Raw genomic sequence first — 26,409 nt, forward strand, 5'->3', positions numbered from 1 at the left:
TACCATGAACATTTATTTTGTTTGCACAGGAAACACATGCAGAAGTCCAATGGCTGAAGCGATTTTGAAACACAAAAATATAGAAGGCATCAATGTTAAGTCAGCAGGAATTTTTGCGTTGGAAGGGGGAAAAATGTCGGAACATTCAAAAACCGTTTTGGAGCAGGAAAATATCGATTTCCAGCATACCACAAGACAAGTCAATGAAGAGGATATCGAATGGGCGGATCTGATTTTGACCATGACCACAGCCCATCGCGATATGATTATGCAATTTTATGAAAAAGCAAAAGGAAAAACGTATACGCTTAAAGAATATGTTACACCGTATAGTTCTTTAGATGTATCTGACCCCTATGGCGGCGATTTGAACACATATAAAAACACATATGAAGAATTGAACAGACTGATTGATGAATTAGTCAAGAAAATCACTGGAGGTGATCAACAGGATGAAGAAAATGTTTAGTATCCGCAAGAAGCTTGTGCTGTTTGTCGGCATTTTGGCGGTCATTACATATTCCACAAGCTTCGTTTTTATTCGCTTTTTGCATCCTTATTTTTTCTCTCAATTCATTCCGAATGAATTGCTCTTTGAAATTATTACATACTTATTGGGGATCACATGGTCATGCATACTGGCGGGAATCTTCAGCGTTGTGTTGACGAAACCGTTGGAAAACCTGGAGAAAACCGCAACAAGGGTGGCGGAAGGAAAGATTGGGCAAGATGTGGAAATGCCAAAAACCCATGACGAAATCCGTTCGGTGGCGGAAGCTTTCCAATTGATGCTCCAAAACTTGCGCCAAATGGTGGAAAGTATTGATATCAACTTCCAAAAAACGAATGAAACAATCATTGAATTGTCCGAGCAGACTTCAAGAGCCACAAGAAAAGCGGAGATCATTGCCGATACGGTTGGGCAAATTTCATCGGGGGCGGAAGCATCTGCCATTGCGGTGACAGAAACTGTTGAAGCGATTGAAGATGTGCGCCAACTGGCTACGGAAGTCAATGCGAAGGCTTTGAATTCAAAAGAAGAATCATTGCAAATGCTGGAAAACTTGAAAGTGACCTCCAGCGCGTTCAACAATTTGATTGAGAGCATTCAAAAAATTACATACGGAAACGAACAAGCCCTTGAAAGCATTCATCAGTTGGAGAAAAATGCCGAGCAAATCGGAAATATCATCAGTCTGGTCGGGGATATTGCCGCGCAGACCAACTTGCTCGCATTGAATGCCTCCATTGAAGCCGCAAGAGCAGGGGAACATGGAAAAGGCTTTGCGGTGGTGGCTGAAGAAGTGCGCAATCTGGCGGATGAAAGCGCGAAGGCGGTGCAAGGAATCACCGACTTGATCAAAACGATGCAAGAAAATGTGGTTATCGTTGTAAATCAAATGAACGAACAAGTGACTTTTGCGAAAAGTGAATCCGCCAAAATTTCGGAAGCGACAGTGATTGTCGAGCAAATGGCAAGCAAAGTCCGCGGCATGGCAGATACAGTGATTCAAATTTCCCGGTTGATTGAAAAGCAGATGGTGAATATCGAAACGACTGCCCATCAGTCCCAGGAAGTTGCGGCGATTGCGGAAGAAACATCGGCTGGCGCAACGGAAGTGAAAGGTTCAACGGATGAACAAGCGGCAAGCTTGGAACAAGTGGAAAAACTCTCAGAAGAATTGAAACGACAATCCGAGCAATTATACAAATTCATTCAACAATTCGATCGTTCAAACTAATACATACTAATACTTATCAAAGGGTTCCTGTTTTTAAGGGGGATGAAGGATGAGAAAGTTCAAAGGGGTCATTACATCCGTATTCACTGTCGGGCTCATCATGGGGCTTGGTGCATGCAGCGGTGATACCGACGAAGCGGCAGTAAAGAAAGAAACCCAGGAAGAAAAGGTGAATGAAGCTTTGGCGGCGGAAGGGGAGAAAGTCGTCAAATCCAGCTGCACAGGCTGTCATGGTATCGATTTAACAGGAGATCTTGGACCAAATTTACATAATCTCTCACTATCCAAAGAAGAAATCATCGAACTATTGATCAAAGGCCGGAAAACCATGCCGCCTGGAACTGCAAACGGCATGGAAGAAGAAGTGGCCGAGTATTTATTGACATTAAAATGAAGATACATACATTCCTCTCGAACGGCATCTTTCGCCGTTCGAGTTTTTTATGGGAGTGGGGGGATTGCAGGATTTGAGGGTTTGGTGATTATTTTTTTCGTATGGGCGATGATCCCTTCTACGGCAGGCATAATTTTTTCGATTGGCTATTATTTTGGTGATTGTGGCGAATATGTTTGATAGGTTGGCGATGATTCTTTCCGGAGAGGCGATGATTCCGGCGATTTGGGCGATGATCGGCCAAGAAGCGCCCTTTATTCTCCCGTGCGCTTTTATCCAAAAAATAGGCTCACCCTCACGAGGCTGAAGAAATTGCGCCAAAAAAAATCGCAGTACAAACCAAATGCCTGGTCTGTACTGCGATGGGTTGGGATAGTTGAGCAGCGGGTCGTTTTTGGAATCCCTGGTGCAATCGCCCTTGTATTATTCAGTAATTTTAAACATTGCACGGATGGCAGGAATGCCTGTGCCAGGGTGATCATCCCGGTACGTCAACATCGGCCTTAAATAATAGTTCGGTTGAATCTGCTGACCTTTATAGATGGAAGGGTAGATATCGATGAATTGGTAGCCCGGTTCGCCCGTTGCCACCAGCTTCAATGTGACCGTCCCTTGGGTGTTGAAACCGCAAATATATCCAACGTAACTGTTGTTGTATAAAACGGCCAAGGCATTATCGAATTCCGTCCAACCGGAACCTTTGATTGTGATCACGAATTCCGTGCCAACCGGTCCTGATGATGGGGAGATGGACGCAATCGATGGCAAAATTCTTAAATACGTTTGACCGTACACTTCATCGCCCACTTTGACATCGATCAAGTGAGGCAGCCCGCCCAAATCATCCGGTACCGCAAACTCATATTTCAAGTTTCCTTTATCATCCGTTTTTGCTTCGCCCAAATCGAATATTTCCGGGCCATATCCTTCCGCTGTGACGCGCGTTCCGACCATCGTATGCCAGTCAAATGCCACTTTCTCGTTTTTCGGAAGTCCTGAAGCTGTCAAAACGACCTTTTCACCGACAGTGCCTTCAGACCGATCGAGTGTGACTGTTACACCCTCTTTGTTTTTCGGTTCTGACATCTTGATGCCGCCTTCCGCCGCTTTTGGCGCCTCTTCCACATAAGATTCGGTTGTGACCGGCTCATCGGAAGTAATTTCGAATGTGAAATAATGGGTGCTGATATAGTTGATGGCGGAACTGCTCCGGCTTAAATATGGAAATCCGCTGGCGCCGCTTTCCACCGTGATGCTGTGAAGGCCTTTCTTTCCGGCTGCCCGGAATACGGCTTCCGCTTTGCCGTTTGTTGTGACCGCTGTAATCATGCCGGTATATTTATTATCCCAGTTCACGTGCCACAAACTGCCGAACATTTTCCAGCTCAAGCCTTCACCCTTGATGGTGACTTCCGTTCCGGGAGGGCCGGATGCCGGACTCATGGTGAATACGGTTTCGACGAAGAAGTTGGCTTTTGCGACCACTTCATCGTCCTGATAGATCAGGATATCGTGGTCATCTCCGAAACCATCCGGAATGGAAAAGGTTCCTTCCCATTTTCCATCCGCATCCGCCTTGCCTTCCGCAACCACTTTTTCCACCGGTTCATAAGCCGATCCGATGAAAGAGTAGTTATCTTCAATTTGGAAAGTGCCAACCATGTCGACCCAAACGGCTTTTAACGGTTTATCCGGTTTTAAGGAGTCGACGGTGAGAGTCACTTCATCGCCAATGCGTCCGCTGCTTTTGCTCAGCGAAATATTTCCGATGAGATTCATTTCTTTTGCTTCTTCTGAATTTTCTGCGGCATTTGCCTTGTTGTCATCCGATTTTTCGGATTCTTGTCCGGCTTCTGTGCATCCTGCCATGATGATTGCGACAAAAAGTAGGAAGGTCATGAGTCGAAGGCGATTCATCATGAAGCAGTTTCCTCGCCTTCAGAAGATGCCGACTCTTCCGCCGCCTTTTCTTGTGCGGCTTGCGTTAATTTCGCTTCTTCGCCTTTTTCAAGAATTGTCAACTTCGATAAAGAAACATCAAATGGTTGGTAAGTATACTCTTTGCCATCCACTTCCGCCACAATCTGATAATCCAATGTTCCGGTAGGGAAATCGTCCGGAATTGTCCAGCTCACGGTATAAAGCAACGTTCCTTCTTCCCCGTGCGGCCCAAGCTTCATTTCATACTCGTCCCCAGTGGCCAAAACCACTTTCACCTTTGCATCTTCAACGGTTTTATTGGTCGCTTGATCCAACACATTGGCGCGGAACACGATTGTGTGGCCCCGTTCAAATCGGCTGTCCACTACACATACGGCATCCGCTTGCAGGTGGGAATTGATGGTGTCACCTAAAACGACAATTGGCGGTTCCGATGTTTCAGTTTTTTCCGGCTCTTTTGAAGAATCGTCTTCGCTACACCCCGTTACAAGCAGTGCCGCAAACAACACCCCTGCCAAAAAATTTCTTTTCTTCATCCTTTTCCATCCTCCTTTGTTCATTAAACTTTCTTCCTATTAAAATATAAAAAACTGGAAGTTACATTTATTATATACCATTAAGTAGCTTAAATGAAACAGAAAAAAAAAGATTAATAGATTAAAAATAGGACTTAAAACAGAAAGGGTAGGAACGGCGCACCACGTTTCATCCGTTGGTGGGGAATAAGTTTTATCCGGCGGAAAAAATTCCGAATAATTCTGTTTGAAAACAAAAAAAATATTCATCCATCCATTGAAAAATGAACGTTTTTTATGAAATTTAGAAAAAACATTCGTATTTTAATAAAAAGTCGGTTCAAAAAGATGTGAAAATCCGTGTTAATCTTTTATAATTAGTGGTACACTGTTGTTATCAAGAAGCTTGAGGAGGTAAACATGTGAAAGTAGCCATTTCATCAGACCATGGCGGCAATCGTTTGCGCAAAGAAATCATGGATCTGTTAGATGAGTTGAATATTGAATATGAAGACTTTGGCCCAAAAACAGACGATTCCGTTGATTATCCGGACTATGCTCTTCCAGTGGCTGAAGGTGTGGCAAGCGGCAAGTTTGACCGGGGCATTTTAATTTGCGGAACCGGCATTGGCATGTGCATTGCGGCGAATAAAGTGAAAGGTGTCCGCTGTGCATTGGTCCACGATGTGTTTAGTGCAAAAGCGACAAGATGCCATAATGACTCCAACGTCCTTGCGATGGGGGAAAGAGTCATCGGTCCTGGACTTGCGCGGGAAATCGTGAAAACATGGCTGAACACGGATTTTGAAGGCGGCCGTCATGAACGCCGCGTAAAAAAAATTGCGGAACTTGAAGGGTGATCCTTCCTATGACTCTTGAAGCCATTCGAAATCAAATCACGCAATTGCTTTCGGAATTTGAAGAGCAAGTGGAACTGTTGCCGGGGCAATTATTTGTGGTCGGCTGCTCCACATCGGAAATCAAAGGCTCAAAAATTGGCACAGCCGGTTCCATGGAAATTGCGGAAGTGTTGTATGAGGTATTGGATGCATTCGCCAAACAACATGGGGTTTATCTCGTTTTTCAAGGATGCGAACATATCAACCGCGCATTGACATTGGAACAGGAAGCCGCTGAAAAATATGGGCTTGAACCGGTATCGGTCATCCCTGTTCAAAAAGCGGGCGGTTCCATGTCCGCATACGCATACCGGAAAATGAACAATCCCGTTGTCGTTGAACATGTCCGGGCACATGCCGGCATCGATATTGGCCAAACGTTCATCGGCATGCATTTGAAGGATGTAGCCGTTCCTGTCCGCACATCTGTCCGCCAAATTGGTGAAGCGATTGTGGCGGCGGCCAAAACCCGTCCAAAACTCATCGGAGGCAGCCGCGCCGTTTACGAACTGCAAGATGGAACGACATGTCATTGAGCAGCTGGGCTGTTTTTGGCAACATGTCATAAAATATATATTTTTTCAAATGGATGTTTATGCAACTTTCAACATAGTCAATAATCCATATTCTTCATGCTGAATTTCGGGCGGATGACATTTTAGTTGAATGAATGCCCGGCCGTTCAGCATGGGGGATTTTTCCTGCGTTTTTTGCCGTTTAGGGAAGCATTCGTTGGATTCCCACAACATGGCTGGGGAGATCTTCCCTGAAATGTTTATAAAAAAATATTAAATTAGTAGGAGGAACTTTGATGGCTTACGAAAAATTGGCAGCCCAAGACAAGGCTGTACTTGAAGCAATTTTAAATGAAAAGAAACGTCAACAGGAAAACATTGAATTGATCGCATCTGAAAACATCGTTTCCGAAGCGGTGATGGAAGCGCAAGGATCTGTTTTGACAAACAAATATGCGGAAGGTTATCCTGGCAAACGTTATTACGGCGGATGCGAATACGTGGACGTAGTGGAAGACATCGCCCGCGACCGCGCGAAAGAATTGTTTGGCGCAAAATTTGCGAACGTGCAACCGCACTCTGGCGCCCAAGCGAACATGGCGGTTTATTTCTCCGTGTTGGAACCGGGTGACACTGTGCTGGGAATGAATTTGGCCCATGGCGGTCACTTGACGCACGGTTCGCCGGTCAACTTCTCCGGTATCCAATACAATTTCGTTGAATATGGCGTAACAAAAGATACAAATGTCATTGATTATGATGATGTCCGTGCAAAAGCGTTGGAACATAAACCAAAATTGATTGTTGCAGGCGCTTCCGCTTATCCTAGAGTGATTGATTTCAAAAAATTCCGCGAAATCGCTGATGAAGTGGGCGCTTACTTCATGGTGGACATGGCGCACATCGCCGGTCTTGTGGCTGCCGGTGAACATCCATCTCCTGTGCCATATGCGCATTTCACAACAACGACAACACACAAAACATTGCGCGGTCCTCGCGGCGGTTTAGTGTTGACCAATGATGAAGAATTGGCGAAGAAAATCGATAAAGCGGTATTCCCTGGAATCCAAGGCGGTCCGTTAATGCATGTCATCGCTGCTAAAGCGGTAGCATTCGGTGAAGCGTTGAAACCTGAATTCAAAGAATACGCAAAACAAATCAAGAAAAATGCCCAAGTGCTTGCGGAAACTTTGATTTCTGAAGGCCTTCAAATCGTATCCGGAGGAACGGACAACCACTTATTGCTTGTGAACGTGAAATCTGTCGGCCTCACTGGTAAAGTGGCGGAAAAATTATTGGATGAAGTGAAAATTACTGTAAACAAAAACTCCATCCCATTCGATGAAGAAAAACCATTTGTCACTTCCGGTATCCGTATCGGAACACCTGCCATCACAACTCGCGGCTTTAAAGAAGAAGACGCGAAAGAAGTCGGCTTGATCATCGCGAAAGTATTGAAAAATCCTGAAGATCAAGCGGTGAAAGAAGAAGCCCTTGCCCGCGTCAAAGCATTGACGGACAAATATCCAATTTACGAAGATTTAGTGGTAGGCAAATAATTTTATAAAATCCCGCTCAAGCTGTTTGAGCGGGGTTTTTTTATGGAAGAAAGGGTTTTTTGGGCCGTTTCATTTGCCGGACGGCGGATTGTTGTGTTGGAGGGGGAGATAAAATTTGGGGTTGGCGGGAAGGAAGGCCCTTAAAGAAAAACGGAGTCATTCCCGTCCCAACGTAATCTCCTTTCAAAAAAACGGCGCACTTCCCATAAGGTCTCGCTGCAAAAAATCCAACCCAAACTGCTGGACTTTATCGCACAGAAACTGTAATAATTCATATGGAAACTTGCAAAAAATACAAAAACCCCTCACGGAATGTACATAAACTTCCAATAGAAATTGACAACTATGTTAATGGTGTGATTATTGGTTTTCTAATGTAATGTTTTTTGTTATACTAGGTTGGATAAAGTGGAACAATAATGCCACTGTGAGTCCGTAATAGACATCAAAAATTTAATCTTTGTAGAAGTTAGGAGCGAATTACATGAGCAGAGTATATGTATTTGATCATCCATTAATCCAACATAAGTTAACGTATATTCGCGATAAAAATACCGGCACAAAAGAATTTCGTGAACTTGTTGATGAAGTTGCAACATTGATGGCATTCGAAATCACACGCGATCTGCCTACGGAAGAAATCGAAATTGAAACACCGATCACAAAAGCGAAAACAAGAGTGCTTGCAGGAAAGAAAATCGCTCTTGTTCCCATTTTGCGTGCGGGAATCGGAATGGTTGACGGCGTATTGAAATTGATCCCGGCTGCAAAAGTGGGCCACATCGGTTTATACCGCGATCCTGAAACGTTGAAACCGGTGGAATATTATGTAAAACTTCCGCAAGATGTGAAAGACCGCGACTTTATCGTAGTGGACCCGATGCTTGCGACAGGGGGATCCGCGGTGGAAGCGATCAATGCGTTGAAAAAACGCGGGGCGACCAACATTAAATTCATGTGCTTGATCGCTGCACCGGAAGGCGTGGAAGCTTTACAAAAAGCTCATCCGGATGTGGACATTTTCATTGCCGCCCTTGATGAAAAATTGAACGAGCACGGCTATATCGTTCCTGGTTTGGGCGATGCGGGAGACCGCTTATTCGGTACAAAATAAAAATGGCCGCCGCTTCAATCAAATGAAGCAGCCGCCTTCTTGAAAGACACAACAAACCATGAATAGAAGCGTCCTTCATTTTGAAGGGCGTTTTCCACTGTTCAACGAATCCTTTATCGCACTGATTAAGAACGGTTCAAACTCAGGTTTGCACCTTTGGAAGGGAGAATCATCCATTGCAAAAAATCAAAGTGATGACCATATTTGGCACAAGACCAGAAGCCATCAAAATGGCGCCGGTCGTGTTGGAACTGCAAAAGCACCAGGACCAAATCGAATCCATCGTCACAGTCACGGCACAGCATCGCCAAATGCTCGACCAAGTGCTGGAAACATTCGAAATCACCCCTGACTATGACTTGAATATCATGAAAGACCGGCAAACATTGATCGATGTCACAGTCAATGCCCTTCAAGGGTTGGACAAAGTCATGAAAGAAGCAAAACCGGACATCGTGTTGGTTCATGGCGATACAACGACAACCTTCGTCGGAAGCCTTGCCGCATTCTACAACCAAATCGCCATTGGGCACGTGGAAGCGGGCCTCAGAACCCACAATAAATATTCGCCATATCCGGAAGAAATGAACCGGCAACTGACAGGGGTCATGGCGGATCTCCATTTTGCGCCGACGGAACAGTCCAGACAAAATCTGCTGAAAGAAAACAAAAATCCTGAAACGATTTTTGTCACAGGAAATACGGCGATCGATGCATTGAAAACAACCGTGAAGGAACATTACACGCACCCGATCCTTGAGAAAATCGGAAGCGACCGCATGATTCTCTTGACGGCCCACCGTCGTGAAAACTTGGGCGAACCGATGCGTCACATGTTCCGCGCCATCAAACGCCTGCTTCAGGAACACGATGATGTGCAAGTGGTTTATCCGGTGCATTTGAATCCGGCTGTAAGAGAAGTGGCGAATGAAATTTTGGGGAACGATCCGAGAATCCATTTGATCGAGCCGTTGGAAGTGTTTGATTTCCATAACTTCGCAGCCCGTTCATACATGATATTGACAGATTCAGGCGGCGTTCAGGAAGAAGCGCCATCACTTGGAAAACCTGTGCTTGTCTTAAGGGATACAACGGAGCGTCCTGAAGGGATTGCGGCAGGCACTTTGAAACTGGCGGGAACAAACGAAGAAAACATTTACCGTTTGGCGAAGGAATTGCTGGAAGATGAAGAGGCTTACAACCAAATGGCGAAAGCGTCCAATCCTTACGGAGACGGTTTTGCATCCAGACGGATCGTTGATGCTTTACTGACATATTTCCATGAGAAGAAACAATAAATCATTTCAATAAAAAAAGCTATTTGAGTATAAAAATATAAATAATTATTGTAACAAATATCAATAATTTCTAAAACAGATTTTCATAAGTAAATTTGTCAACATTTTGACAAAATAATTTCGCTGTGAAGTTTTTCACTAAAACGCATTGACATCAAAAATTCCCTATTGTATGCTTACAAAGTGTATGAATACTAAAGGGATTCTTTCACAAAATGATACTCAAACCCTTGTAATATCAAGTTTCTACTACAGATACGGTGGGAACGTGGAATGAGAATTTTGGGAACGTGGAAGAGTCTGAATACAAGAGCCAAATAAGGGTAAAAATACTTAGCGGTAAAAAATTTTGCCCTTATATGAAAGATGTTTCCATTTTACACCATGGTTGAATGGTGAGGCAAATAATAGGATTCAGGAGATTATACGATGTTGGATTTGCACCGGATTTTCGATAAGCAGAAAAAAGCTTTATTTTTTTTGCTTGCCCTCTGTGTATTGGGATGGTTCTTTACACCATATCCAACGATTTTTTCTGGGTTGGGGATCGGTGCGATTTTTGGTACTTACAACTTTTGGATCCTAGTTCGTCGGATGGACAAGTTCGACCGTTCCTATCGTGAAGGTAAACGTTCAGTGTCTCTTGGTTCAGGTTTGCGCTTTGCATCTGCAGTCGCTGCAGTCGCAATACCAATCTCGTTGCCAAACTACTTTAATGTTGTTAGCTCAGTCATTGGGTTAATGATACCTTATATCTTCCTCTTTATTGAGGCCTTATATAGTTTAATAAAAACTAGGAATTAGGTCCATTTGAAAGTGAGGTGAGTGCAAAAAATGGAACATGGAGCACCGGAGTATACTCTGCATTTAGGAAATATTCCAATTACATTCAACTTGGCTACAATCTTAACTTTGTTAGTTACAGCGACTATTGTATTTATCATCGCGTTCATCTCTACAAGAAATCTCCAGTTGAAACCAACAGGTATGCAAAACTTCATGGAATGGGTAATGGACTTTGTTAAAGGGATTATCAAAAGCAACATGGACTGGAAAACGGGTGGTCGATTCCACGTATTAGGAATTACCCTCATTATGTTCATCGCTGTTGCCAACATGCTAGGTCTCCCATTCTCAGGTATTTACATCCATGGCGATCTATGGTGGAAATCACCGACCGCAGATCCTGTTGTCACTTTGACTCTAGCTTCAATGGTAACTGTGCTTGCAACATTTTACGGTATTAAATTACATGGTACAGGACATTATTTCAAAACATTCGTCCAACCAAAATCATTCTTATTACCACTGAAAATCATCGAAGAATTCGCAAACACTTTAACTCTCGGTTTGCGTCTTTATGGTAACATCTACGCAGGTGAAATCCTTTTAGGATTGCTTGCAGGTCTAGCCAGCTCATCAGTTTTAGGCTTCATCGGAGCCATCATCCCAACAATGGCATGGCTAGGGTTCTCAATCTTCATCGGCTTTATCCAAGCCTTTGTATTTACTATGTTAACAATGGTTTATTTATCACACAAAGTGAGCAAAGACCATTAATTAATAAATTCATAGTGTCTATACATTATGAGTATCAAACAAAAAATTAAAAAATAATTCCAAGGAGGAAATATAAAATGGGTCTTTTAGCAGCAGCAATTGCAATCGGTTTAGCAGCACTAGGTGCAGGTATTGGTAACGGTTTAATCGTATCTCGTACAGTAGAAGGAATCGCACGTCAACCAGAAGCGCGTGGCGTACTTCAAACTACAATGTTCATCGGGGTAGCGTTAGTTGAGGCCTTACCAATCATCGCAGTAGTTGTTGCGTTCATCGTAATGAACCGATAATTGGTTCCATGTGGCGAAGGATGATTTACAAAAAGAAACTTCGCCATTCCTTTTATTTTCAATGTTTAAGCTGAACAGTTTTTAATAAAAATGACTGATAGAAAAGCAATGAAAAGTTTTGAACATAAATGGCTCTCTTCAAATTTCGGATTGGAAATGGACTGAAGCAGGGCAAGTAAAAAGGAATTTGAAGCTCTTGAAGGGAGTGAAACAATCGTGAATTTAGAATATTTGGTATTAGGTTCCAGCGTGGAAGCAGTAAACCTTGGAGATATTCTTGCAACGCTCGTAATCTTCCTCGTATTGATGGCATTGTTGAAGAAATTTGCTTGGGGTCCGTTGATGGGCATCATGCAACAACGTGAGGAATTAGTTGCAAGTGAAATTGAAGCGGCTGAAACTGCCCGCAAAGAAGCGACAAAAACTTTGGAAGAGCAAAAAGCCCTTTTAAAAGAAGCTCGCACTGAAGCTCAAAAAATTATTGAAAGCGCTAAGAAACAAGCAGAAGCACAACGTGAAGAAATCGTGGAAGCAGCCCGCCAAGAAGCAACTCGCTTGAAAGAATCAGCTGTTCGTGAAATCGAAACTGAAAAAGAAAAAGCGATCGCTTCATTGCGTGAAGAAGTGGTTTCCCTTTCTGTTCTTGCCGCATCCAAAGTGCTTGAAAAAGAAATTTCTGAAGAAGATAACAGCGCATTAATTAAAGAAACGATTGCTAAGGCAGGCGAAGCGAAATGAGTAATTACACTGTAGCGAAACGCTATGCCGAAGCATTGTTCTCTGTGGCACAAAAACAAAACGTTGTGGATGAAGTGAATCAAGATCTTCAGGAAATCGCGAAAGTGATCAAAGAAAACAAAGATTTCCTTGCTGTCTTGACGAATCCGAAATTCTCTTCTGATAGAAAAAAACAAATCGTTTCTGAATTGTTCAATGGAGTCAATCCGGTTTTATTGAATACACTTCAACTTTTGGTTGATAAAAAACGAGTAAATGAATTGACAAACATCGCAGAAGCATTCAAAGCGTTAGCAGCTGACGCTCAAGGCACTGCGGAAGCTACAGTTTACTCAACTCGCGAATTGACGGAAGAAGAGAAAAACAACATCTCCGCTTCCTTTGCGAAACTCGTTGGCAAAGAAACGCTGAACATCACAAACGTAATTGAACCTTCAGTTATCGGTGGCGTTCGTGTTCAAATTGGCAACATCATTTTCGATAACACTGTAGCAAGCAAATTAGAAAATCTCAGACGCACGTTAGTCGTTAATAATTAGAAAAGTGAGAGGTGACATTCATGAGCATCAAGGCTGAAGAAATCAGCGCTCTGTTAAGAAAGCAGATTGAAAACTACCAATCTGAATTGGAAGTTAACGAAGTTGGTACTGTAATCACTGTTGGTGACGGTATCGCACGCGCTCATGGCCTCGACAACTGTATGGCAGGAGAACTAGTTGAGTTCGAAAATGGTGTAATGGGTATGGCTCAAAACCTAGAAGAAGGCAACGTCGGGATCGTTATTCTAGGTAACTACCTTGGCATCAAAGAAGGCGATACAGTTCGTCGCACAGGTCGTATCATGGAAGTTCCAGTCGGCGAAGAATTAATCGGTCGCGTAGTAAACCCACTTGGTATTCCAGTGGATGGAAAAGGACCTATCAATACAACAAAAACTCGTCCAATCGAAAGTCCAGCTTTCGGTGTAATGGCTCGTAAATCCGTACATGAACCATTACAAACTGGTATCAAAGCGATTGACGCATTAGTGCCAATCGGCCGTGGTCAACGTGAGTTAATCATCGGGGACCGTCAAACAGGTAAAACATCCATCGCAATCGACACAATCTTGAACCAAGCTGACCAAAACATGATCTGTATCTATGTTGCAATCGGTCAGAAAGAATCTACAGTTCGTACAGTTGTTGAAACACTTCGTAAACACGGTGCGTTGGATTATTCCATCGTTGTAACAGCATCCGCTTCCCAACCAGCGCCACTATTATACTTGGCACCATATGCTGGGGTTTCAATGGCTGAATACTTCATGTTACAAGGTAAACACGTATTGATCGTGTACGACGATCTTTCTAAACAAGCGGCAGCTTACCGTGAGCTTTCATTGCTATTACGTCGTCCTCCAGGCCGTGAAGCTTACCCAGGTGACGTATTCTACTTGCACAGCCGCTTGCTAGAACGCGCTGCGAAATTGAGCGACGCAATGGGTGCAGGTTCTATCACAGCACTTCCATTCGTTGAAACACAAGCAGGGGATATTTCTGCATATATCCCAACAAACGTTATCTCTATCACAGACGGACAAATTTTCTTGCAATCCGACCTATTCCACTCAGGTGTACGTCCAGCGATCAACGCCGGTCTATCCGTATCCCGTGTAGGTGGTTCCGCGCAAATCAAAGCGATGAAAAAAGTTGCCGGTACACTACGTCTTGACTTGGCCGCATACCGTGAACTTGAAGCATTCGCTCAATTCGGTTCAGACCTTGATAAAGCGACACTTGCAAAACTTGAACGCGGTAAACGTACAGTAGAAGTATTGAAACAAGACTTGAACAAACCAATCAAAGTGGAATATCAAGTTGTAATCATCTACGCTCTAACTCGCGGTTACTTGGATGATATCCCAGTTAAAGATATCCGTCGTTTCGAAAACGAGTTGTACAGCTGGTTAGATGTAAACCACACTCACATTTTAGAGCATATTCGTACTACGAAAGATCTTCCATCAGACGAAGACTTCGCTGCAGCTCTTACTGAATTCAAAAAACAATTCGCTAAATCAGAAGAATGATTCTTTCAGCTTTGCTGAAAGATCTTCTGATGATTAGTAGCACGAATGATGACTAAAATGAAAAGGTGGTGAAATACCAGTGGCAAGAAGTTTGCGCGATATTAAAAACCGAATCAACTCAACGCGTAAAACAGGGCATATCACAAAAGCAATGCAAATGGTGTCCGCTGCGAAACGTTCCAAAGCGGAAGAAAATGCGAAATCTTACGTTCCATATATGGAAAAAGTGCAGGATGTTGTTGCATCCATCGCCAGTGGCGCATCTGATGTCACTCACCCAATGCTTGTCGCACGCCCTGTGAAAAAGACGGGTTATATCATTATCGGTTCTGACCGCGGTTTGGCTGGACCATATAACTCAAACGTGATTCGTGAATTGGCACGTGTAGTCGAAGAACGTCATAAATCCAATGACGAGTTCGTGATTTTTACAATTGGTCGTGTTCCTACAGAGTATTTTAAAAAGCGTGGGTACAATGTAATTGATAGCGTTGTCGGCCTTCCTGACCAACCATCATTCTCCCAAATTAAACAAATCGCTCGTAAAGCTGTTGGTATGTTCGCTGATGGTACATATGATGAACTTTATATGTACTACAACCACTATGTGAGCGTCATTTCACAAGTCGTAACGGAGAAAAAAGTATTGCCGATCACTGATTTGGCACCAGCATCAGAAGGGCTTCAAGCAACTTATGAGTTTGAACCAAGTCCGGAAGCGATTTTGGAGGTTCTATTGCCTCAATATGCTGAAAGCTTGATTTATGGTGCATTGCTCGATGCGAAAGCAAGTGAACATGCTGCGCGTATGACTGCCATGAAAACAGCGACAGATAACGCGAATGAACTTGTTAAAACACTTACACTCGAATACAACCGTGCTCGTCAAGCATCGATCACTCAAGAAATTACAGAAATTGTCAGCGGAGCGGAAGCCATCCAATAGGCTAGCTCCTTGTTACGTATAAATGTACGATAGGAGGGTACACAGGAATGAACAAAGGACATGTTGTTCAGGTAATGGGTCCGGTTGTAGACGTAAAATTCCAAAACGGACAATTACCAAATATCTACGACGCTCTAAAAGTTAACATAAATCGTCCTGGTGAAGAAACTGTTACTTTGACATTAGAAGTAGCGTTACACCTAGGAGACGACACTGTCCGTACAATTGCCATGGCCTCAACTGACGGTCTTCAACGTGGCGCGGAAGTAACTAACACAGGTGCACCTATCTCTGTCCCAGTCGGAGAAGTAACGCTTGGACGTGTATTCAACGTTTTAGGTGAACCAATTGATGAAAAAGATGATATCGCAACGGAAGCTCGCCGTGATCCAATTCACCGCGAAGCACCTAAATTTGAAGAACTTTCCACAAAAGTAGAAATCCTTGAAACAGGTATCAAAGTAGTTGACTTATTGGCACCTTATATCAAAGGTGGTAAAGTAGGTCTATTCGGTGGTGCCGGAGTAGGTAAAACCGTATTGATCCAGGAGTTAATCCATAACATCGCACAAGAACACGGTGGTATCTCTGTATTCGCCGGTGTAGGTGAACGTACTCGTGAAGGTAACGACTTGTACCATGAAATGAGCGATTCAGGCGTTATCAGCAAAACTGCGATGGTATTCGGACAAATGAACGAACCGCCTGGTGCCCGTATGCGCGTTGCCCTAACTGGTTTGACAATGGCAGAATATTTCCGTGATGAACAAGGACAAGACGTGCTATTGTTCATCGACAACATCTTCCGTTTCACTCAAGCAGGTTCGGAAGTATCAGCCCTACTTGGCCGTATGCCATCAGCCGTTGGTTACCAACCAACACTTGCTACGGAAATGGGTAACTTGCAAGAACGTATCACATCTACAAACAAAGGTTCCATCACGTCAATCCAAGCGATTTACGTACCAGCCGACGACTATACTGACCCGGCTCCGGCTACAACATTCGCTCACTTAGACTCAACAACAAACCTTGAACGTAAATTGTCTGAGATGGGTATTTACCCAGCGGTGGACCCACTAGCTTCCACTTCCCGTGCGTTGGCACCTGAAATCGTGGGTGAAGAACATTATCAAGTGGCTCGCGGCGTACAGCAAACATTGCAACGTTACCGCGAATTGCAAGATATCATCGCCATCTTAGGTATGGATGAATTATCCGAAGAAGATAAGAAAACAGTTGAACGCGCTCGTCGTATCCAATTCTTCTTATCTCAAAACTTCCACGTGGCTGAGCAATTCACTGGTCAACCAGGTTCTTATGTTCCTGTAAAAGACACAGTGCGCAGCTTCAAAGAAATTTTGGAAGGTAAATATGACCATTTACCAGAAGATGCATTCCGTCTAGTAGGAAGCATTGAAGACGTAATCGAAAGAGCTAAAGCAATGGGCGTAGAGGTATAATGTTACGGACGGAGGAGGAAAAAAAATGAAGACAGTTCAAGTCAATATTGTCACTCCGGACGGCCCAGTATACGATTCAGAAATTACAATGGTAATCGCTAAAACTGTTTCTGGAGATATCGGTATCCTTCCAGGTCATATTCCTTTAGTGGCACCGCTGCAAATCAGCGCGGTCAAACTAAAGCTTGCAGACGGTTCGCAAAAAGTAGTAGCCGTTAGCGGTGGCTTTATTGAAGTTCGTCCAGACAAAATCTCGATTTTGGCTCCTTCTGCTGAAGTGGCTGAGAACATTGATCTCGCTCGTGCTCAAGCAGCGAAGAAGAGAGCTGAAGAACGTCTTCAAAGCAAGTCCGATGAAATCGACTTCAAACGGGCTGAATTGGCTTTGAAACGTGCGATCAATCGTATCAACGTTTATGAGGGTAGATTTTAATAGATAAGCGGGCAGTATGACTGTCCGCTTTTTCTATAAATGGATATGGAATTATTTTACTTTGAAAGTTGTTGTTTCCCAGATTTTTTTTCCTTATAAAAATTTGGATGTTTCATGATCAAAAAGGAGGAGGCGCGCATATGGGTATGGGTACGAATATTTATCAGACAATGGGCGTTCAGGCGGGCATTGAAATCTTTTCCCACATTCTATTCATCGCCATCGCTTTTTACGCATTGCAATCCGTCCGGTTGGAAGTTGTTTTCAAAAAAGGGAAGACGTTTCAAATTCAGCTCATGTATATCTTGCTGAGCATTGCATTAGGCTACACGGTGTCGGATTTTCTGATCGATTTTACCGGTTTATCCCGACAACTTCCTTACATCTTTTCCAAGTACAATTAGTGCTTATTTCCCGATTCGATGGATCGATAGATTGATAGGTTTTAATCAAAAATTTGTTTCCCTTCGGATGATATATGATTTGTAAGGGCAAATGACAAATTTTGATTCTTTTGTCGTTACAACACATATACCGTGTTATTTCCTGGGCAATCATGTAGAGAAATTTGTTACAGAAATGACAAAAAGCTATGAAAAAGTTAGTAATTTTTGATAATCCGTTAAAATTCACCATATTTCCCTAACGTGCGTAATATATAATTGTAGATATATGTTGAAAAATATTTGAAATTAGTATTTTTAGTCACTTGTAAATTAGAGAATTAAGCATTACTATTGATATGGTTTGTTTTTTAGTGACTAAATGCGTAAGGCATCTTTGGATAATGGATTCGGAGGGACGATTTGTGGAGAAAATGATTGTTACAGGAGGCCGAAGATTACAAGGAAAAGTTAAAATAGAAGGGGCAAAGAATGCTGTATTGCCGATTTTAACTGCTTCATTGTTAGCTTCGAAGAATACAAGTGTAATAAAAGACGTCCCAAATTTGGCGGATGTTCATACGATAAATGAAGTATTGAAAAGTTTAAATGCCGAAGTACAATATGACGTTGAAAATAATGAGATTCATATAAATGCAGAAAAACCTTTATTAAGTGAAGCACCATTCGATTATGTCAGTAAAATGCGCGCCTCAATTTTGGTGATGGGATCATTGCTTGCCCGAAACGGCTATGCCCGCGTTGCCATGCCGGGCGGTTGCGCAATCGGTTCCCGGCCGATTGAACTGCATTTGAAAGGCTTTGAAGCAATGGGCGCGAAAATTACGACGGGCCATGGATATGTGGAAGCAAGAGTGCAGGACCGTTTAAAAGGGGCAAATATTTATTTGGATTTCCCAAGTGTTGGCGCAACGGAAAATATTATGACCGCTGCCGCATTGGCTGACGGTACGACAGTGATCGAAAATGCGGCAAAAGAACCGGAAATTGTGGACTTGGCCAATTTCATCAATAAAATGGGCGGTCGTGTCATGGGGGCTGGAACTGACACAATCCGCATTGAAGGTGTGAAAGAACTGCACGGTACGATTCATCATGTCATTCCTGACCGGATCGAAGCCGGGACATTTATGGTGGCCGCTGCGATTACCCGTGGTGATGTGTTAATTGAAAATGTGATTCCGGAACATTTGACCGCACTGATTGCCAAAATGCGTGAAATGGGCGTGGAAATCACGGAAGAAGGCAATGGACTTCGGGTACGTGCGAAAGATCCTTTGAAGGCGGTCGATGTGAAAACGATGCCATATCCGGGATTCCCTACAGACATGCAGGCGCAAATGATGGCGTTGATGCTGACGGCTTATGGAACGAGCATCATTACGGAAACGGTATTTGAAAACCGCTTCATGCATGTGGAAGAGTTTCGCCGCATGAATGCGTCATTGAAAATTGAAGGCCGTTCGACGTTTATTGAAGGACCGGTGAAACTGCAAAGTGCGGAAGTGGCTGCAACGGATTTGCGTGCGGCAGCAGCGTTGATTTTGGCTGGATTGGCGACGGATGGAGTAACGCGTGTAACGAAGCTGTATCATTTGGATCGGGGTTACGTGAACTTCGAGAAGAAATTGCGTGCGCTTGGGGCAAATATTGAGCGCGTTTCCGGCGATTCATCGGAAACGGATTCAAAGAAACCGAATGTTGCCACAGGGACTACGCTGAATGTTTAATTTCGGGCATTCTATTTTTCTAATGTACCATATGATGGGCGTGTTTCATTTATTCATAGAGAGATGCTTAGAACGACAAAATCCTGTTCAAGAGGTTTTGTCGTTTTATTTTTTTGGATGATGCAGCCGGATTGAAAAGCCGGTTATTTTTTGAAAATTTTGTCTTTATTCCGGTGGATGGGGTTGATATATTTAAGTAAAAAGTGTTGGCAGGGATGGAGATGAAAAATAATTTAAAAAGCGGCATCATTGGAAGAAACGATTGGGGCGTTATTGAACGGCAATCTTCCGCATATATCGGGAGTATTCATCGGAAAAATGGAAAACTTGCAGTAGCTGTGAAGCATAGATGAAATGACTGAAAAACTATGCATTTCTGATAGGGGGCGGGAAAGATGATAAAGAAAGCCATTCTTTACGCAGTTTCCTTTTTTCTAGCATTATCGTTTGTGCAGTGGATCATGTCGAAAGAAATTCAATGGGGATTCAATCTCGGATCAAGCTTCATGGCCTTCTTGTTCATGCTGCTTTTCAACTGGGCAAACGTGCCGTACCAATGGAAAAAAGGGGATAAAGGAAACTGATTTGGAAAAGAGCGTCCGAAACTAGCGCAACATTCGGGCGTTTTTTTGATCCCATTTCAAATCAGTCTAAGAATGAATAATAAAAAACTTCCACAAAAAAGATATATTTCCCTTTCTCCAATCATAAGTAATATGTATGAAACGAATAGATCATCACAAAAACCTGGCAATCATGATTTCCATCACATTATTTGTCGCAGCGCTGTTTTTCTTCCCGTTTCTATTCAAAAACTCCGAAAAAACGTTGAAAGAAGCGTCAGGGCCGTTGGTGACGACGGAAGATTGCAATATTTTCATCCGCATCTCCGGCCAGAAGGATCCAATTCCACTGGAAGAATATGTGGTCGGGGTCGTGGCGGCGGAAATGCCGGCCAACTTTCATCCGGAAGCCCTGAAAGCCCAGGCCATCGCCGCAAGAACTTACGTGCTGAAATCGACGAACTATGGCCAAACCCCGATCGAGCCGACTGTGCTGAGACAAGTATTTTATGATGAAGATACGAGAAAAGCCAATTGGCAGACCACTTTTGACGAAAACGAGCAAAAAATCAGACAAGCCGTAGAAAGTACGAAAGGAGAAGTGCTGAAATACAACGGCGAACTGATTACGGCCATGTTCCACTCCATGAGCAACGGCAGGACGGAAAGCTCCAAAAATTACAGCGGGGTTGATTTGCCGTATCTTCAATCCGTCGCCAGCGCGGATTTTCAGGCGGAAAACTATTTAACGAAAAAGACGTTGACATTGGAAGAATGGAATCGTCTATTAAAAGTCAACATGACCTTGGACGAGGTCAAAAAAATCCGTACCAAACTGAACAACACGGGGAGGGTGGAGAAAGTCATATCCGGCAACAAAGAATGGACGGGCCGCGATTTCCGCGATTTGTTGGACTTGCGTTCGACCGATTTTACAATCCAAGTGGCCAATAACAAAATCGAAATTACGACGGAAGGCTACGGACATGGTGTGGGCATGAGCCAATACGGAGCCGATGCGATGGCGAAACAGGGAAGAACCGCCCATGAAATCCTCGCCCATTACTACAAAGACACAACCATTGAAAAAATGATGTGTACGAAATGAGAGCCGCCAAGCGGGAAACGTAACTGAAAGCACCTTACTACACAAATATTACGTCTGGAAAAAGTTTATGCAAAAAATAGTGAAAATTTCCAAAAAACTTGTTTAGAAATTCCAAAACTTGTTCATCCTTCATATTGAGGTGATGAACAAATGAGAGAAGACAACAACAAACAAAATAATACTTCTCAAAATCCAAAAACGAACTGGCAACAAAAACCATGGTTTTGGCCGGCAATATATGGGGGCATTGCAGCAGTACTTATTGTCTTAATTGTGACTTATTCCGTACTCACAAGCAAAGAAGAAAGTGACACGGTGGCTGAACCGACTGCACAGGAAGAGCAATCACCGGTCATTGAAACAAACGCTCGCACGGAAACGCTCAAATATCCATTTGATGAAAGCCAGCTGGAAAATGTGACAGTATTGCAAGATTTCTATGATATCAACGCGGATGCGAAATCACGCGAAAATGCGCTGCTTGTATTCGATCAAACATTCACAACATCCTCTGGAATTTCCATTTCCATCAACAATGAGCCATTCGAAGTACTGGCTGCAATGAGCGGTGAAGTGAAAGAAGTGAAGCTGGATGCGTTCACTGGAAATAAAATCATCATCGAACACCCTAACGGAATGGAAACACACTACAGCTCTGTAACGGATATCCTTGTGAAAAAAGGGGATTTGGTGGAACAAGGCCAACCAATCGCCACAACAACGGAAAACGATTGGAATCCGACTGCCGGCATCCATCTCCACTTTGAAGTGTTGGAAGATGGAAAACATGTAAATCCAAGAAATTATTTAAACTTCTAACAAACGAAAGCGCAGCCTGGACGGAAACACCCGTCTTTCCAGGCTGCGCTTTTGACTTTCCCGGGAAAAAAAGTTCTGAAAAAGTTGGAACATACATATGGTGAATAAACGTTAAATCGCTGATTGCAAACGTCAATGAAATACATGTATCAGAAAAACGTCGAAATAGATTGTTTATTGTAGGCAAAACTGCACTTCTTATATCCGAGAGAAAGGAAGAGAACGTGCACGAGCACATTCGGCACCGTTGCGTACGACTGGGAAAGCTGCTTGTGGAGACGGGTGAGACGGTTCGGGTCCTTGCGAAAATGACAGGATATTCCAAAAGTACGGTGCACAAAGACTTAACAGAGCGGCTACAATTAGTGAATGAAGAATTGGCAAAAGAAGTGAGAGAAATATTAGCCTACCACAAATCCGTTCGTCATTTGCGGGGGGGCGAGGCGACACGTAGAAAGTGGCAGTCCCAAAAAAAACAATGAAAAGGCATTTGGTTTGACTTTGGCCAGAAGTCAGGCTGAATGCTTTTTCATTTCATCCTGGGGCGGAAGACGGCCGCAAGACGGATCGGGTGTATATGAAGCGAAAATGTATGCGTTTTCCATCTTATAAAGGATGCGCGGACGCTTTCCATCCCATAAGGGTTGTGTTTATCCAAGATGGATTTGCGGCAACGTCGGGGGCAATTCCGCCTCGTGCGGCTGCATTTTCACAAGGCGGAAACTCCATTCATCCAGTCCGATATTTCCGGTTTTTGGCGCAAAGATTGTGATTTTATTCAGAGAATAATGATTTTATAAAGTCAATATTGACCCGAAGCTAAATTTTGAACAATTTGTAGAAAAACGGTGAAAAACGTCAAATTCCCCCAGAATAAAGCTGTAAATAAGATTTTATTATGATAAAATATTCTAGATAAAATGTATAAATTATGAACGTAGTAATAGAGTCGCAAAATGTTGGAAGGAGAAATTAGATTATCATGTTTTCAAAGGATATAGGGATCGACTTAGGAACTGCTAATGTACTGATTTATGTGAAGGGGAAGGGAATTGTTCTAAACGAACCATCCGTTGTGGCAATCGACAAAAAAACCAACAAAGTGCTGGCGGTTGGTGAAGAAGCTAGAAGAATGGTAGGGCGTACGCCAGGAAATATCGTGGCCATCCGTCCATTGAAAGACGGGGTTATTGCCGATTTCGATTTGACGGAAGCGATGTTAAGACATTTCCTTAATAAACTTGATGTAAAAGGATTCTTCTCAAAACCCCGCATTTTAATTTGCTGCCCGACAAACATCACAAGTGTCGAAAAGAAAGCGATTCGTGAAGCGGCTGAAAAATCAGGCGGCAAAAAAGTGTATCTGGAAGAAGAACCGAAAGTGGCTGCCATCGGTGCAGGCATGGACATTTTCCAACCAAGCGGAAACATGGTGGTCGATATCGGCGGCGGTACGACAGATATCGCGGTGCTTTCCATGGGGGATATTGTGACGAGCGAATCTATCAAAGTGGCAGGAGATACGTTCGATAATGATATTCTTCAATATATTAAGAAGGAATATAAACTGTTGATCGGTGAACGTACGGCGGAAGCCATTAAAATCAACATCGGAACGGTTTTCCCTGGCGGCCGGGATGAATCGATGGAAATCCGCGGACGCGACATGGTGACAGGACTTCCGCGCACCATCACGATCCATTCCGCCGAAATTGAAAAAGCATTGCATGAATCTGTCCAATTGATTGTTCAATCCGCGAAAAATGTATTGGAAAAAACGCCGCCGGAATTATCCGCAGACATCATTGACCGCGGCGTGATTTTGACAGGCGGCGGCGCATTGCTTCATGGCATGGACCAATTGCTCATGCAAGAATTGAAAGTGCCGGTGCTTGTTGCGGATAATCCAATGGACTGCGTGGCCATCGGAACGGGTATCATGCTTGACAACATCGACCGTTCACCTGGTTCAAGATTTTAACTTCACTTCCAGCGTTCCAACACGAAATAAGCGAACCCTCGGCTGGAAAAAGAAACAGCCGAATTTCATCCAAAACGACATGAATATGCGGGTAGAAACGCGGCAATTCCCGAGTTGCATCCGACCTGAGAAAACTTAGTGATTCTAAGTTTCATCCAAATGATGGGCAAAATGACTTATTCATGGCACCATTGCATCCATTCTATCCGCACATTCCCGGAAATGATGAAGGAAAAGGATCTTGCAAAAATCCGTGGAAAGCGAAAAACGAACTATAATCGATTGGCGACTTCCCACCGATATAAAAAGGAGAGGCATTTTGACCAAATGAAGGGGGAAAGAGCATGTTTAGAGGAATCTATACGGCAGCTTCCGGCATGCTGGCGCAGCAAAGAAAGACGGAAATTTTGACGAACAATATGGCGAATGCGAACACACCGGGGTTCAAAGCGGAGCAGACAACGATCCGCTCATTCCCGGAAATGCTCATGTCCGCCATTGATGATACCAATGTTCCGACGAAAAAAGGATTAAACCTGAACTTGATCCGCCCGATCGGCAATCTTTCAACCGGCATTTACTTGCAAGAAACAATGCCGAACTTTGCGCAAGGCAATGTTTACGAAACGGATTACAATACTGACCTTGCCTTGATGAACGGCAACCTTCCTGCGGGGAGCAGCATCTTTTTCCGTCTGGCCCATCCGGATGGAGGCGAGGCCTATACAAGAAACGGGAACTTTGCTTTGGATGGACAAGGCTATTTGGTGAATGGGGACGGATATTACGTTTTATCCGAAAACGGAGACCGCATCCAGCTCCCAAATGAAGAATTCCAAGTCACTGAAGACGGTGCCGTGTACGTAAACGGACAACAGGTGGCGAGAATCGGGGTGGCTTTTGCCCCAAATGCCAATGACCTGGTGAAACAGGACAATGGATTGTTCCGGACACAGGACGGACAAGCGTTGCCTTCCGCCTTTGCAGAAGGCGATGTCACGTTTTCCATCAGACAGCGGTTCTTGGAAGGTTCCAATGTTGATGCGGCGCAATCGATGACGGAACTTCTGACGGCATACCGCGCCTTCGAAGCAAACCAAAAAGTCGTCCAAGCCTATGACAAAAGCATGGACAAAGCGGTCAATGAAATAGGAAAAGTATAAGGAAGGAGGCGGAAACATGCTACGGACAATGCTGACGGCTACCAACACATTGAATCAAATCCAGCTTCAAATCGACACGATCAGCAACAATATCGCCAACATCGGCACAAACGGGTATAAAGCGAAAGAAGCCCGCTTTTCCGAAATGCTGTATCAGGAATACCACAACACGAGAAAAGATGAGCAGTCACCGAGATTGACACCGCAAGGAATCCGCTACGGTGTCGGTGCGAAAATTTCGCAAATCCAAACAAACAATGCCCAAGGAACGTTGCAGACGACGGACCGCCCATTGGACTTTGCATTCAATAATGCGCGCCAATATTTTAATATTTTAATGCCGGATGAAAACGGCGACATGAATGTGGTGTATACACGAAAAGGCGATTTTTATGCAACCCCGATGAATAATGGGCAAATGATGCTCGTCAATGCGGACGGCTATGCAGTGGCGGACATCGATGGAAACCCGATCGTGTTCGATGAAGAGGTGAGCAGTTTTTCCCTCGAGAATGGCGGCAGATTGGTCGTCAATTTGGAGGATGGCACGCAGCAAGCCTTTTTGTTGGGTGTCACTGAAATCCATTTGCCACAACTGATGATGAAGATTTCCGACGAATACATAGACGTGCCTGATAACTTGAATGAATTGGGCTACGAATTGAACGATGTTTTGACGGATATGCAGGGAAATGCCCGCCAAAATATCGGCCTTGAAAATTATCAATTGGAATTGTCCAACGTGAATATGGCCATAGAAATGACCCAGTTGATCCAAGCGCAAAAATCCTATCAATTTAATGCCCGCGCCATCACCATCGCGGACCAAATGTTGGGGTTGATCAACGGAATCCGTTAATGGTCATGATCAGGGAAATCCGTACTTGTGAAACAATGAACGAACCCTTTGTTTCATCCTTCATCCGCGCTTTGACGAATGGTGCAAAGCGCGGAATGAAGCGAGTTCGTTTGATCCCGGGCAACCCCGCAAAGGCGAAACTTTAGATGCGGCTGTTGCGTTTATTTTATCAAGAACGATGACGAATCATGCGAACAGAAAAAATGCTGGCGGAATTCTGTTGATTCTGACGGCACATTCATAATCGTGTGAACCCATGGGCAAAATTCGTTTACCAAAAATACTTGAATGAACAGGGAGAACA

At 43.7% G+C, this 26,409-nt stretch carries 30 protein-coding genes; 28 read left to right on the top strand and 2 right to left on the bottom strand.

Annotated features, from left to right (window positions below):
• Positions 1-4 precede the first annotated feature (4 nt).
• From NST13_RS14600 to NST13_RS14610, 3 genes are read left to right on the top strand one after another with little or no spacing between them, the layout of a single operon-like run.
• On the top strand, positions 5-469 hold the full coding sequence (locus NST13_RS14600; protein WP_342470324.1) for a low molecular weight protein arginine phosphatase: 465 nt from the start codon (positions 5-7) through the stop codon (positions 467-469).
• Positions 453-1,742, top strand: a complete 1,290-nt coding sequence (locus NST13_RS14605; RefSeq protein WP_342580910.1) for a methyl-accepting chemotaxis protein — start codon at positions 453-455, stop codon at positions 1,740-1,742. Before NST13_RS14600 ends, NST13_RS14605 begins: the two co-directional genes overlap by 17 nt.
• A gap of 49 nt (positions 1,743-1,791) precedes the next feature.
• Positions 1,792-2,136: a cytochrome c gene (locus NST13_RS14610; RefSeq protein ID WP_342470322.1), complete on the top strand. Its 345-nt coding sequence runs from the start codon at positions 1,792-1,794 to the stop codon at positions 2,134-2,136.
• 423 nt (positions 2,137-2,559) lie between these two features.
• Here the strand turns inward: NST13_RS14610 and NST13_RS14615 are convergent, their stop codons facing one another.
• The gene (locus NST13_RS14615) at positions 2,560-4,056 is read right to left on the bottom strand and encodes an IPT/TIG domain-containing protein (RefSeq protein WP_342580911.1); all 1,497 of its coding nucleotides are present in this window, start codon (positions 4,054-4,056) and stop codon (positions 2,560-2,562) included.
• Positions 4,053-4,613 (bottom strand): hypothetical protein, encoded by a 561-nt coding sequence (locus NST13_RS14620; protein ID WP_342470320.1) that lies wholly within the window; start codon positions 4,611-4,613, stop codon positions 4,053-4,055. Before NST13_RS14620 ends, NST13_RS14615 begins: the two co-directional genes overlap by 4 nt.
• A gap of 401 nt (positions 4,614-5,014) precedes the next feature.
• Here NST13_RS14620 and rpiB point away from each other — a divergent pair, with 401 nt between their 5' ends.
• The 25 genes from rpiB to NST13_RS14745 all read left to right on the top strand — a co-directional run bounded on the left by rpiB (position 5,015) and on the right by NST13_RS14745 (position 26,105).
• Positions 5,015-5,452, top strand: a complete 438-nt coding sequence (gene rpiB, locus NST13_RS14625; RefSeq protein WP_342470319.1) for a ribose 5-phosphate isomerase B — start codon at positions 5,015-5,017, stop codon at positions 5,450-5,452.
• An 8-nt stretch (positions 5,453-5,460) separates the two neighbouring features.
• The gene (locus NST13_RS14630) at positions 5,461-6,027 is read left to right on the top strand and encodes a TIGR01440 family protein (RefSeq protein WP_342470318.1); all 567 of its coding nucleotides are present in this window, start codon (positions 5,461-5,463) and stop codon (positions 6,025-6,027) included.
• Between the two features lie 275 nt (positions 6,028-6,302).
• Positions 6,303-7,565, top strand: a complete 1,263-nt coding sequence (gene glyA, locus NST13_RS14635; RefSeq protein ID WP_342470317.1) for a serine hydroxymethyltransferase — start codon at positions 6,303-6,305, stop codon at positions 7,563-7,565.
• 484 nt (positions 7,566-8,049) lie between these two features.
• Entirely contained in the window at positions 8,050-8,679 is a 630-nt protein-coding gene (upp, locus tag NST13_RS14640; RefSeq protein WP_342470316.1) for a uracil phosphoribosyltransferase, read from the top strand.
• Positions 8,680-8,873: 194 nt separating this feature from the next.
• The gene (wecB, locus tag NST13_RS14645; protein ID WP_342471179.1) at positions 8,874-9,977 is read left to right on the top strand and encodes a UDP-N-acetylglucosamine 2-epimerase (non-hydrolyzing); all 1,104 of its coding nucleotides are present in this window, start codon (positions 8,874-8,876) and stop codon (positions 9,975-9,977) included.
• Positions 9,978-10,406: 429 nt separating this feature from the next.
• Complete coding sequence (locus NST13_RS14650) at positions 10,407-10,781, top strand: ATP synthase subunit I (RefSeq protein WP_342470315.1); 375 nt, start codon at positions 10,407-10,409, stop codon at positions 10,779-10,781.
• A gap of 30 nt (positions 10,782-10,811) precedes the next feature.
• Positions 10,812-11,537: a F0F1 ATP synthase subunit A gene (atpB, locus tag NST13_RS14655; RefSeq protein WP_342470314.1), complete on the top strand. Its 726-nt coding sequence runs from the start codon at positions 10,812-10,814 to the stop codon at positions 11,535-11,537.
• A gap of 77 nt (positions 11,538-11,614) precedes the next feature.
• Positions 11,615-11,827, top strand: a complete 213-nt coding sequence (gene atpE / locus NST13_RS14660) for a F0F1 ATP synthase subunit C (RefSeq protein WP_016837239.1) — start codon at positions 11,615-11,617, stop codon at positions 11,825-11,827.
• Between the two features lie 216 nt (positions 11,828-12,043).
• Complete coding sequence (gene atpF / locus NST13_RS14665; RefSeq protein WP_342470313.1) at positions 12,044-12,565, top strand: F0F1 ATP synthase subunit B; 522 nt, start codon at positions 12,044-12,046, stop codon at positions 12,563-12,565.
• Positions 12,562-13,104, top strand: coding sequence for a F0F1 ATP synthase subunit delta (locus NST13_RS14670; protein ID WP_342580912.1), 543 nt, complete (start codon positions 12,562-12,564; stop codon positions 13,102-13,104). The genes atpF and NST13_RS14670 overlap by 4 nt, the downstream gene beginning before the upstream one ends.
• Positions 13,105-13,124: 20 nt before the next feature.
• Positions 13,125-14,636 (top strand): F0F1 ATP synthase subunit alpha, encoded by a 1,512-nt coding sequence (gene atpA, locus NST13_RS14675; protein WP_342470311.1) that lies wholly within the window; start codon positions 13,125-13,127, stop codon positions 14,634-14,636.
• 79 nt (positions 14,637-14,715) lie between these two features.
• On the top strand, positions 14,716-15,582 hold the full coding sequence (gene atpG / locus NST13_RS14680; RefSeq protein WP_342470310.1) for an ATP synthase F1 subunit gamma: 867 nt from the start codon (positions 14,716-14,718) through the stop codon (positions 15,580-15,582).
• Positions 15,583-15,629: 47 nt separating this feature from the next.
• Positions 15,630-17,045: a F0F1 ATP synthase subunit beta gene (gene atpD, locus NST13_RS14685; RefSeq protein WP_342580913.1), complete on the top strand. Its 1,416-nt coding sequence runs from the start codon at positions 15,630-15,632 to the stop codon at positions 17,043-17,045.
• Between the two features lie 25 nt (positions 17,046-17,070).
• The gene (locus tag NST13_RS14690; RefSeq protein ID WP_342580914.1) at positions 17,071-17,478 is read left to right on the top strand and encodes a F0F1 ATP synthase subunit epsilon; all 408 of its coding nucleotides are present in this window, start codon (positions 17,071-17,073) and stop codon (positions 17,476-17,478) included.
• A gap of 140 nt (positions 17,479-17,618) precedes the next feature.
• Positions 17,619-17,882 (top strand): DUF1146 family protein, encoded by a 264-nt coding sequence (locus NST13_RS14695; RefSeq protein ID WP_342470307.1) that lies wholly within the window; start codon positions 17,619-17,621, stop codon positions 17,880-17,882.
• 404 nt (positions 17,883-18,286) lie between these two features.
• Positions 18,287-19,612, top strand: a complete 1,326-nt coding sequence (gene murA / locus NST13_RS14700) for a UDP-N-acetylglucosamine 1-carboxyvinyltransferase (RefSeq protein WP_342580915.1) — start codon at positions 18,287-18,289, stop codon at positions 19,610-19,612.
• A gap of 221 nt (positions 19,613-19,833) precedes the next feature.
• Complete coding sequence (locus NST13_RS14705; protein WP_342580916.1) at positions 19,834-19,965, top strand: hypothetical protein; 132 nt, start codon at positions 19,834-19,836, stop codon at positions 19,963-19,965.
• Positions 19,966-20,007: 42 nt separating this feature from the next.
• Positions 20,008-20,196: a hypothetical protein gene (locus NST13_RS14710; RefSeq protein ID WP_342580917.1), complete on the top strand. Its 189-nt coding sequence runs from the start codon at positions 20,008-20,010 to the stop codon at positions 20,194-20,196.
• A gap of 136 nt (positions 20,197-20,332) precedes the next feature.
• The gene (spoIID, locus tag NST13_RS14715; RefSeq protein WP_342580918.1) at positions 20,333-21,283 is read left to right on the top strand and encodes a stage II sporulation protein D; all 951 of its coding nucleotides are present in this window, start codon (positions 20,333-20,335) and stop codon (positions 21,281-21,283) included.
• 150 nt (positions 21,284-21,433) lie between these two features.
• Positions 21,434-22,102, top strand: coding sequence for a M23 family metallopeptidase (locus NST13_RS14720; RefSeq protein WP_342580919.1), 669 nt, complete (start codon positions 21,434-21,436; stop codon positions 22,100-22,102).
• Between the two features lie 224 nt (positions 22,103-22,326).
• On the top strand, positions 22,327-22,584 hold the full coding sequence (locus NST13_RS14725; RefSeq protein WP_016839306.1) for a sporulation transcriptional regulator SpoIIID: 258 nt from the start codon (positions 22,327-22,329) through the stop codon (positions 22,582-22,584).
• A gap of 500 nt (positions 22,585-23,084) precedes the next feature.
• Entirely contained in the window at positions 23,085-24,083 is a 999-nt protein-coding gene (locus NST13_RS14730) for a rod shape-determining protein (protein WP_342470302.1), read from the top strand.
• 171 nt (positions 24,084-24,254) lie between these two features.
• Positions 24,255-24,494 (top strand): hypothetical protein, encoded by a 240-nt coding sequence (locus NST13_RS14735; RefSeq protein WP_342470301.1) that lies wholly within the window; start codon positions 24,255-24,257, stop codon positions 24,492-24,494.
• Positions 24,428-25,246 carry a flagellar hook-basal body protein gene (locus tag NST13_RS14740; RefSeq protein WP_342470300.1) on the top strand — a complete coding sequence of 273 codons (819 nt, stop codon included), beginning with the start codon at positions 24,428-24,430 and terminating at the stop codon, positions 25,244-25,246. The genes NST13_RS14735 and NST13_RS14740 overlap by 67 nt, the downstream gene beginning before the upstream one ends.
• Before the next feature lie 16 nt (positions 25,247-25,262).
• Entirely contained in the window at positions 25,263-26,105 is an 843-nt protein-coding gene (locus NST13_RS14745) for a flagellar hook-basal body protein (protein WP_342580920.1), read from the top strand.
• The last annotated feature ends 304 nt before the right edge of the window (positions 26,106-26,409 follow it).

Source organism: Ureibacillus sp. FSL W7-1570 (assembly GCF_038593265.1).
Lineage (GTDB): Bacteria > Bacillota > Bacilli > Bacillales_A > Planococcaceae > Ureibacillus > Ureibacillus suwonensis.

What these genes read in the sequence shown, in the direction of transcription:
- NST13_RS14615 (WP_342580911.1), bottom strand. Translation starts at nt 4,056, where the DNA reads ATGATGAATCGCCTTCGACTCATGACCTTCCTACTTTTTGTCGCAATC.
- NST13_RS14630 (WP_342470318.1), top strand. Translation starts at nt 5,461, where the DNA reads ATGACTCTTGAAGCCATTCGAAATCAAATCACGCAATTGCTTTCGGAA.
- NST13_RS14735 (WP_342470301.1), top strand. Translation starts at nt 24,255, where the DNA reads ATGACTTATTCATGGCACCATTGCATCCATTCTATCCGCACATTCCCG.
- NST13_RS14730 (WP_342470302.1), top strand. Translation starts at nt 23,085, where the DNA reads ATGTTTTCAAAGGATATAGGGATCGACTTAGGAACTGCTAATGTACTG.
- glyA (WP_342470317.1), top strand. Translation starts at nt 6,303, where the DNA reads ATGGCTTACGAAAAATTGGCAGCCCAAGACAAGGCTGTACTTGAAGCA.
- NST13_RS14610 (WP_342470322.1), top strand. Translation starts at nt 1,792, where the DNA reads ATGAGAAAGTTCAAAGGGGTCATTACATCCGTATTCACTGTCGGGCTC.
- NST13_RS14650 (WP_342470315.1), top strand. Translation starts at nt 10,407, where the DNA reads ATGTTGGATTTGCACCGGATTTTCGATAAGCAGAAAAAAGCTTTATTT.
- upp (WP_342470316.1), top strand. Translation starts at nt 8,050, where the DNA reads ATGAGCAGAGTATATGTATTTGATCATCCATTAATCCAACATAAGTTA.
- NST13_RS14690 (WP_342580914.1), top strand. Translation starts at nt 17,071, where the DNA reads ATGAAGACAGTTCAAGTCAATATTGTCACTCCGGACGGCCCAGTATAC.
- atpB (WP_342470314.1), top strand. Translation starts at nt 10,812, where the DNA reads ATGGAACATGGAGCACCGGAGTATACTCTGCATTTAGGAAATATTCCA.
- atpE (WP_016837239.1), top strand. Translation starts at nt 11,615, where the DNA reads ATGGGTCTTTTAGCAGCAGCAATTGCAATCGGTTTAGCAGCACTAGGT.
- NST13_RS14710 (WP_342580917.1), top strand. Translation starts at nt 20,008, where the DNA reads ATGATAAAGAAAGCCATTCTTTACGCAGTTTCCTTTTTTCTAGCATTA.
- wecB (WP_342471179.1), top strand. Translation starts at nt 8,874, where the DNA reads ATGACCATATTTGGCACAAGACCAGAAGCCATCAAAATGGCGCCGGTC.
- NST13_RS14740 (WP_342470300.1), top strand. Translation starts at nt 24,428, where the DNA reads ATGTTTAGAGGAATCTATACGGCAGCTTCCGGCATGCTGGCGCAGCAA.
- NST13_RS14605 (WP_342580910.1), top strand. Translation starts at nt 453, where the DNA reads ATGAAGAAAATGTTTAGTATCCGCAAGAAGCTTGTGCTGTTTGTCGGC.
- NST13_RS14600 (WP_342470324.1), top strand. Translation starts at nt 5, where the DNA reads ATGAACATTTATTTTGTTTGCACAGGAAACACATGCAGAAGTCCAATG.
- atpA (WP_342470311.1), top strand. Translation starts at nt 13,125, where the DNA reads ATGAGCATCAAGGCTGAAGAAATCAGCGCTCTGTTAAGAAAGCAGATT.
- NST13_RS14695 (WP_342470307.1), top strand. Translation starts at nt 17,619, where the DNA reads ATGGGTATGGGTACGAATATTTATCAGACAATGGGCGTTCAGGCGGGC.
- NST13_RS14620 (WP_342470320.1), bottom strand. Translation starts at nt 4,613, where the DNA reads ATGAAGAAAAGAAATTTTTTGGCAGGGGTGTTGTTTGCGGCACTGCTT.
- NST13_RS14705 (WP_342580916.1), top strand. Translation starts at nt 19,834, where the DNA reads ATGAAAAATAATTTAAAAAGCGGCATCATTGGAAGAAACGATTGGGGC.
- atpD (WP_342580913.1), top strand. Translation starts at nt 15,630, where the DNA reads ATGAACAAAGGACATGTTGTTCAGGTAATGGGTCCGGTTGTAGACGTA.
- NST13_RS14720 (WP_342580919.1), top strand. Translation starts at nt 21,434, where the DNA reads ATGAGAGAAGACAACAACAAACAAAATAATACTTCTCAAAATCCAAAA.
- NST13_RS14670 (WP_342580912.1), top strand. Translation starts at nt 12,562, where the DNA reads ATGAGTAATTACACTGTAGCGAAACGCTATGCCGAAGCATTGTTCTCT.
- NST13_RS14745 (WP_342580920.1), top strand. Translation starts at nt 25,263, where the DNA reads ATGCTACGGACAATGCTGACGGCTACCAACACATTGAATCAAATCCAG.
- spoIID (WP_342580918.1), top strand. Translation starts at nt 20,333, where the DNA reads ATGAAACGAATAGATCATCACAAAAACCTGGCAATCATGATTTCCATC.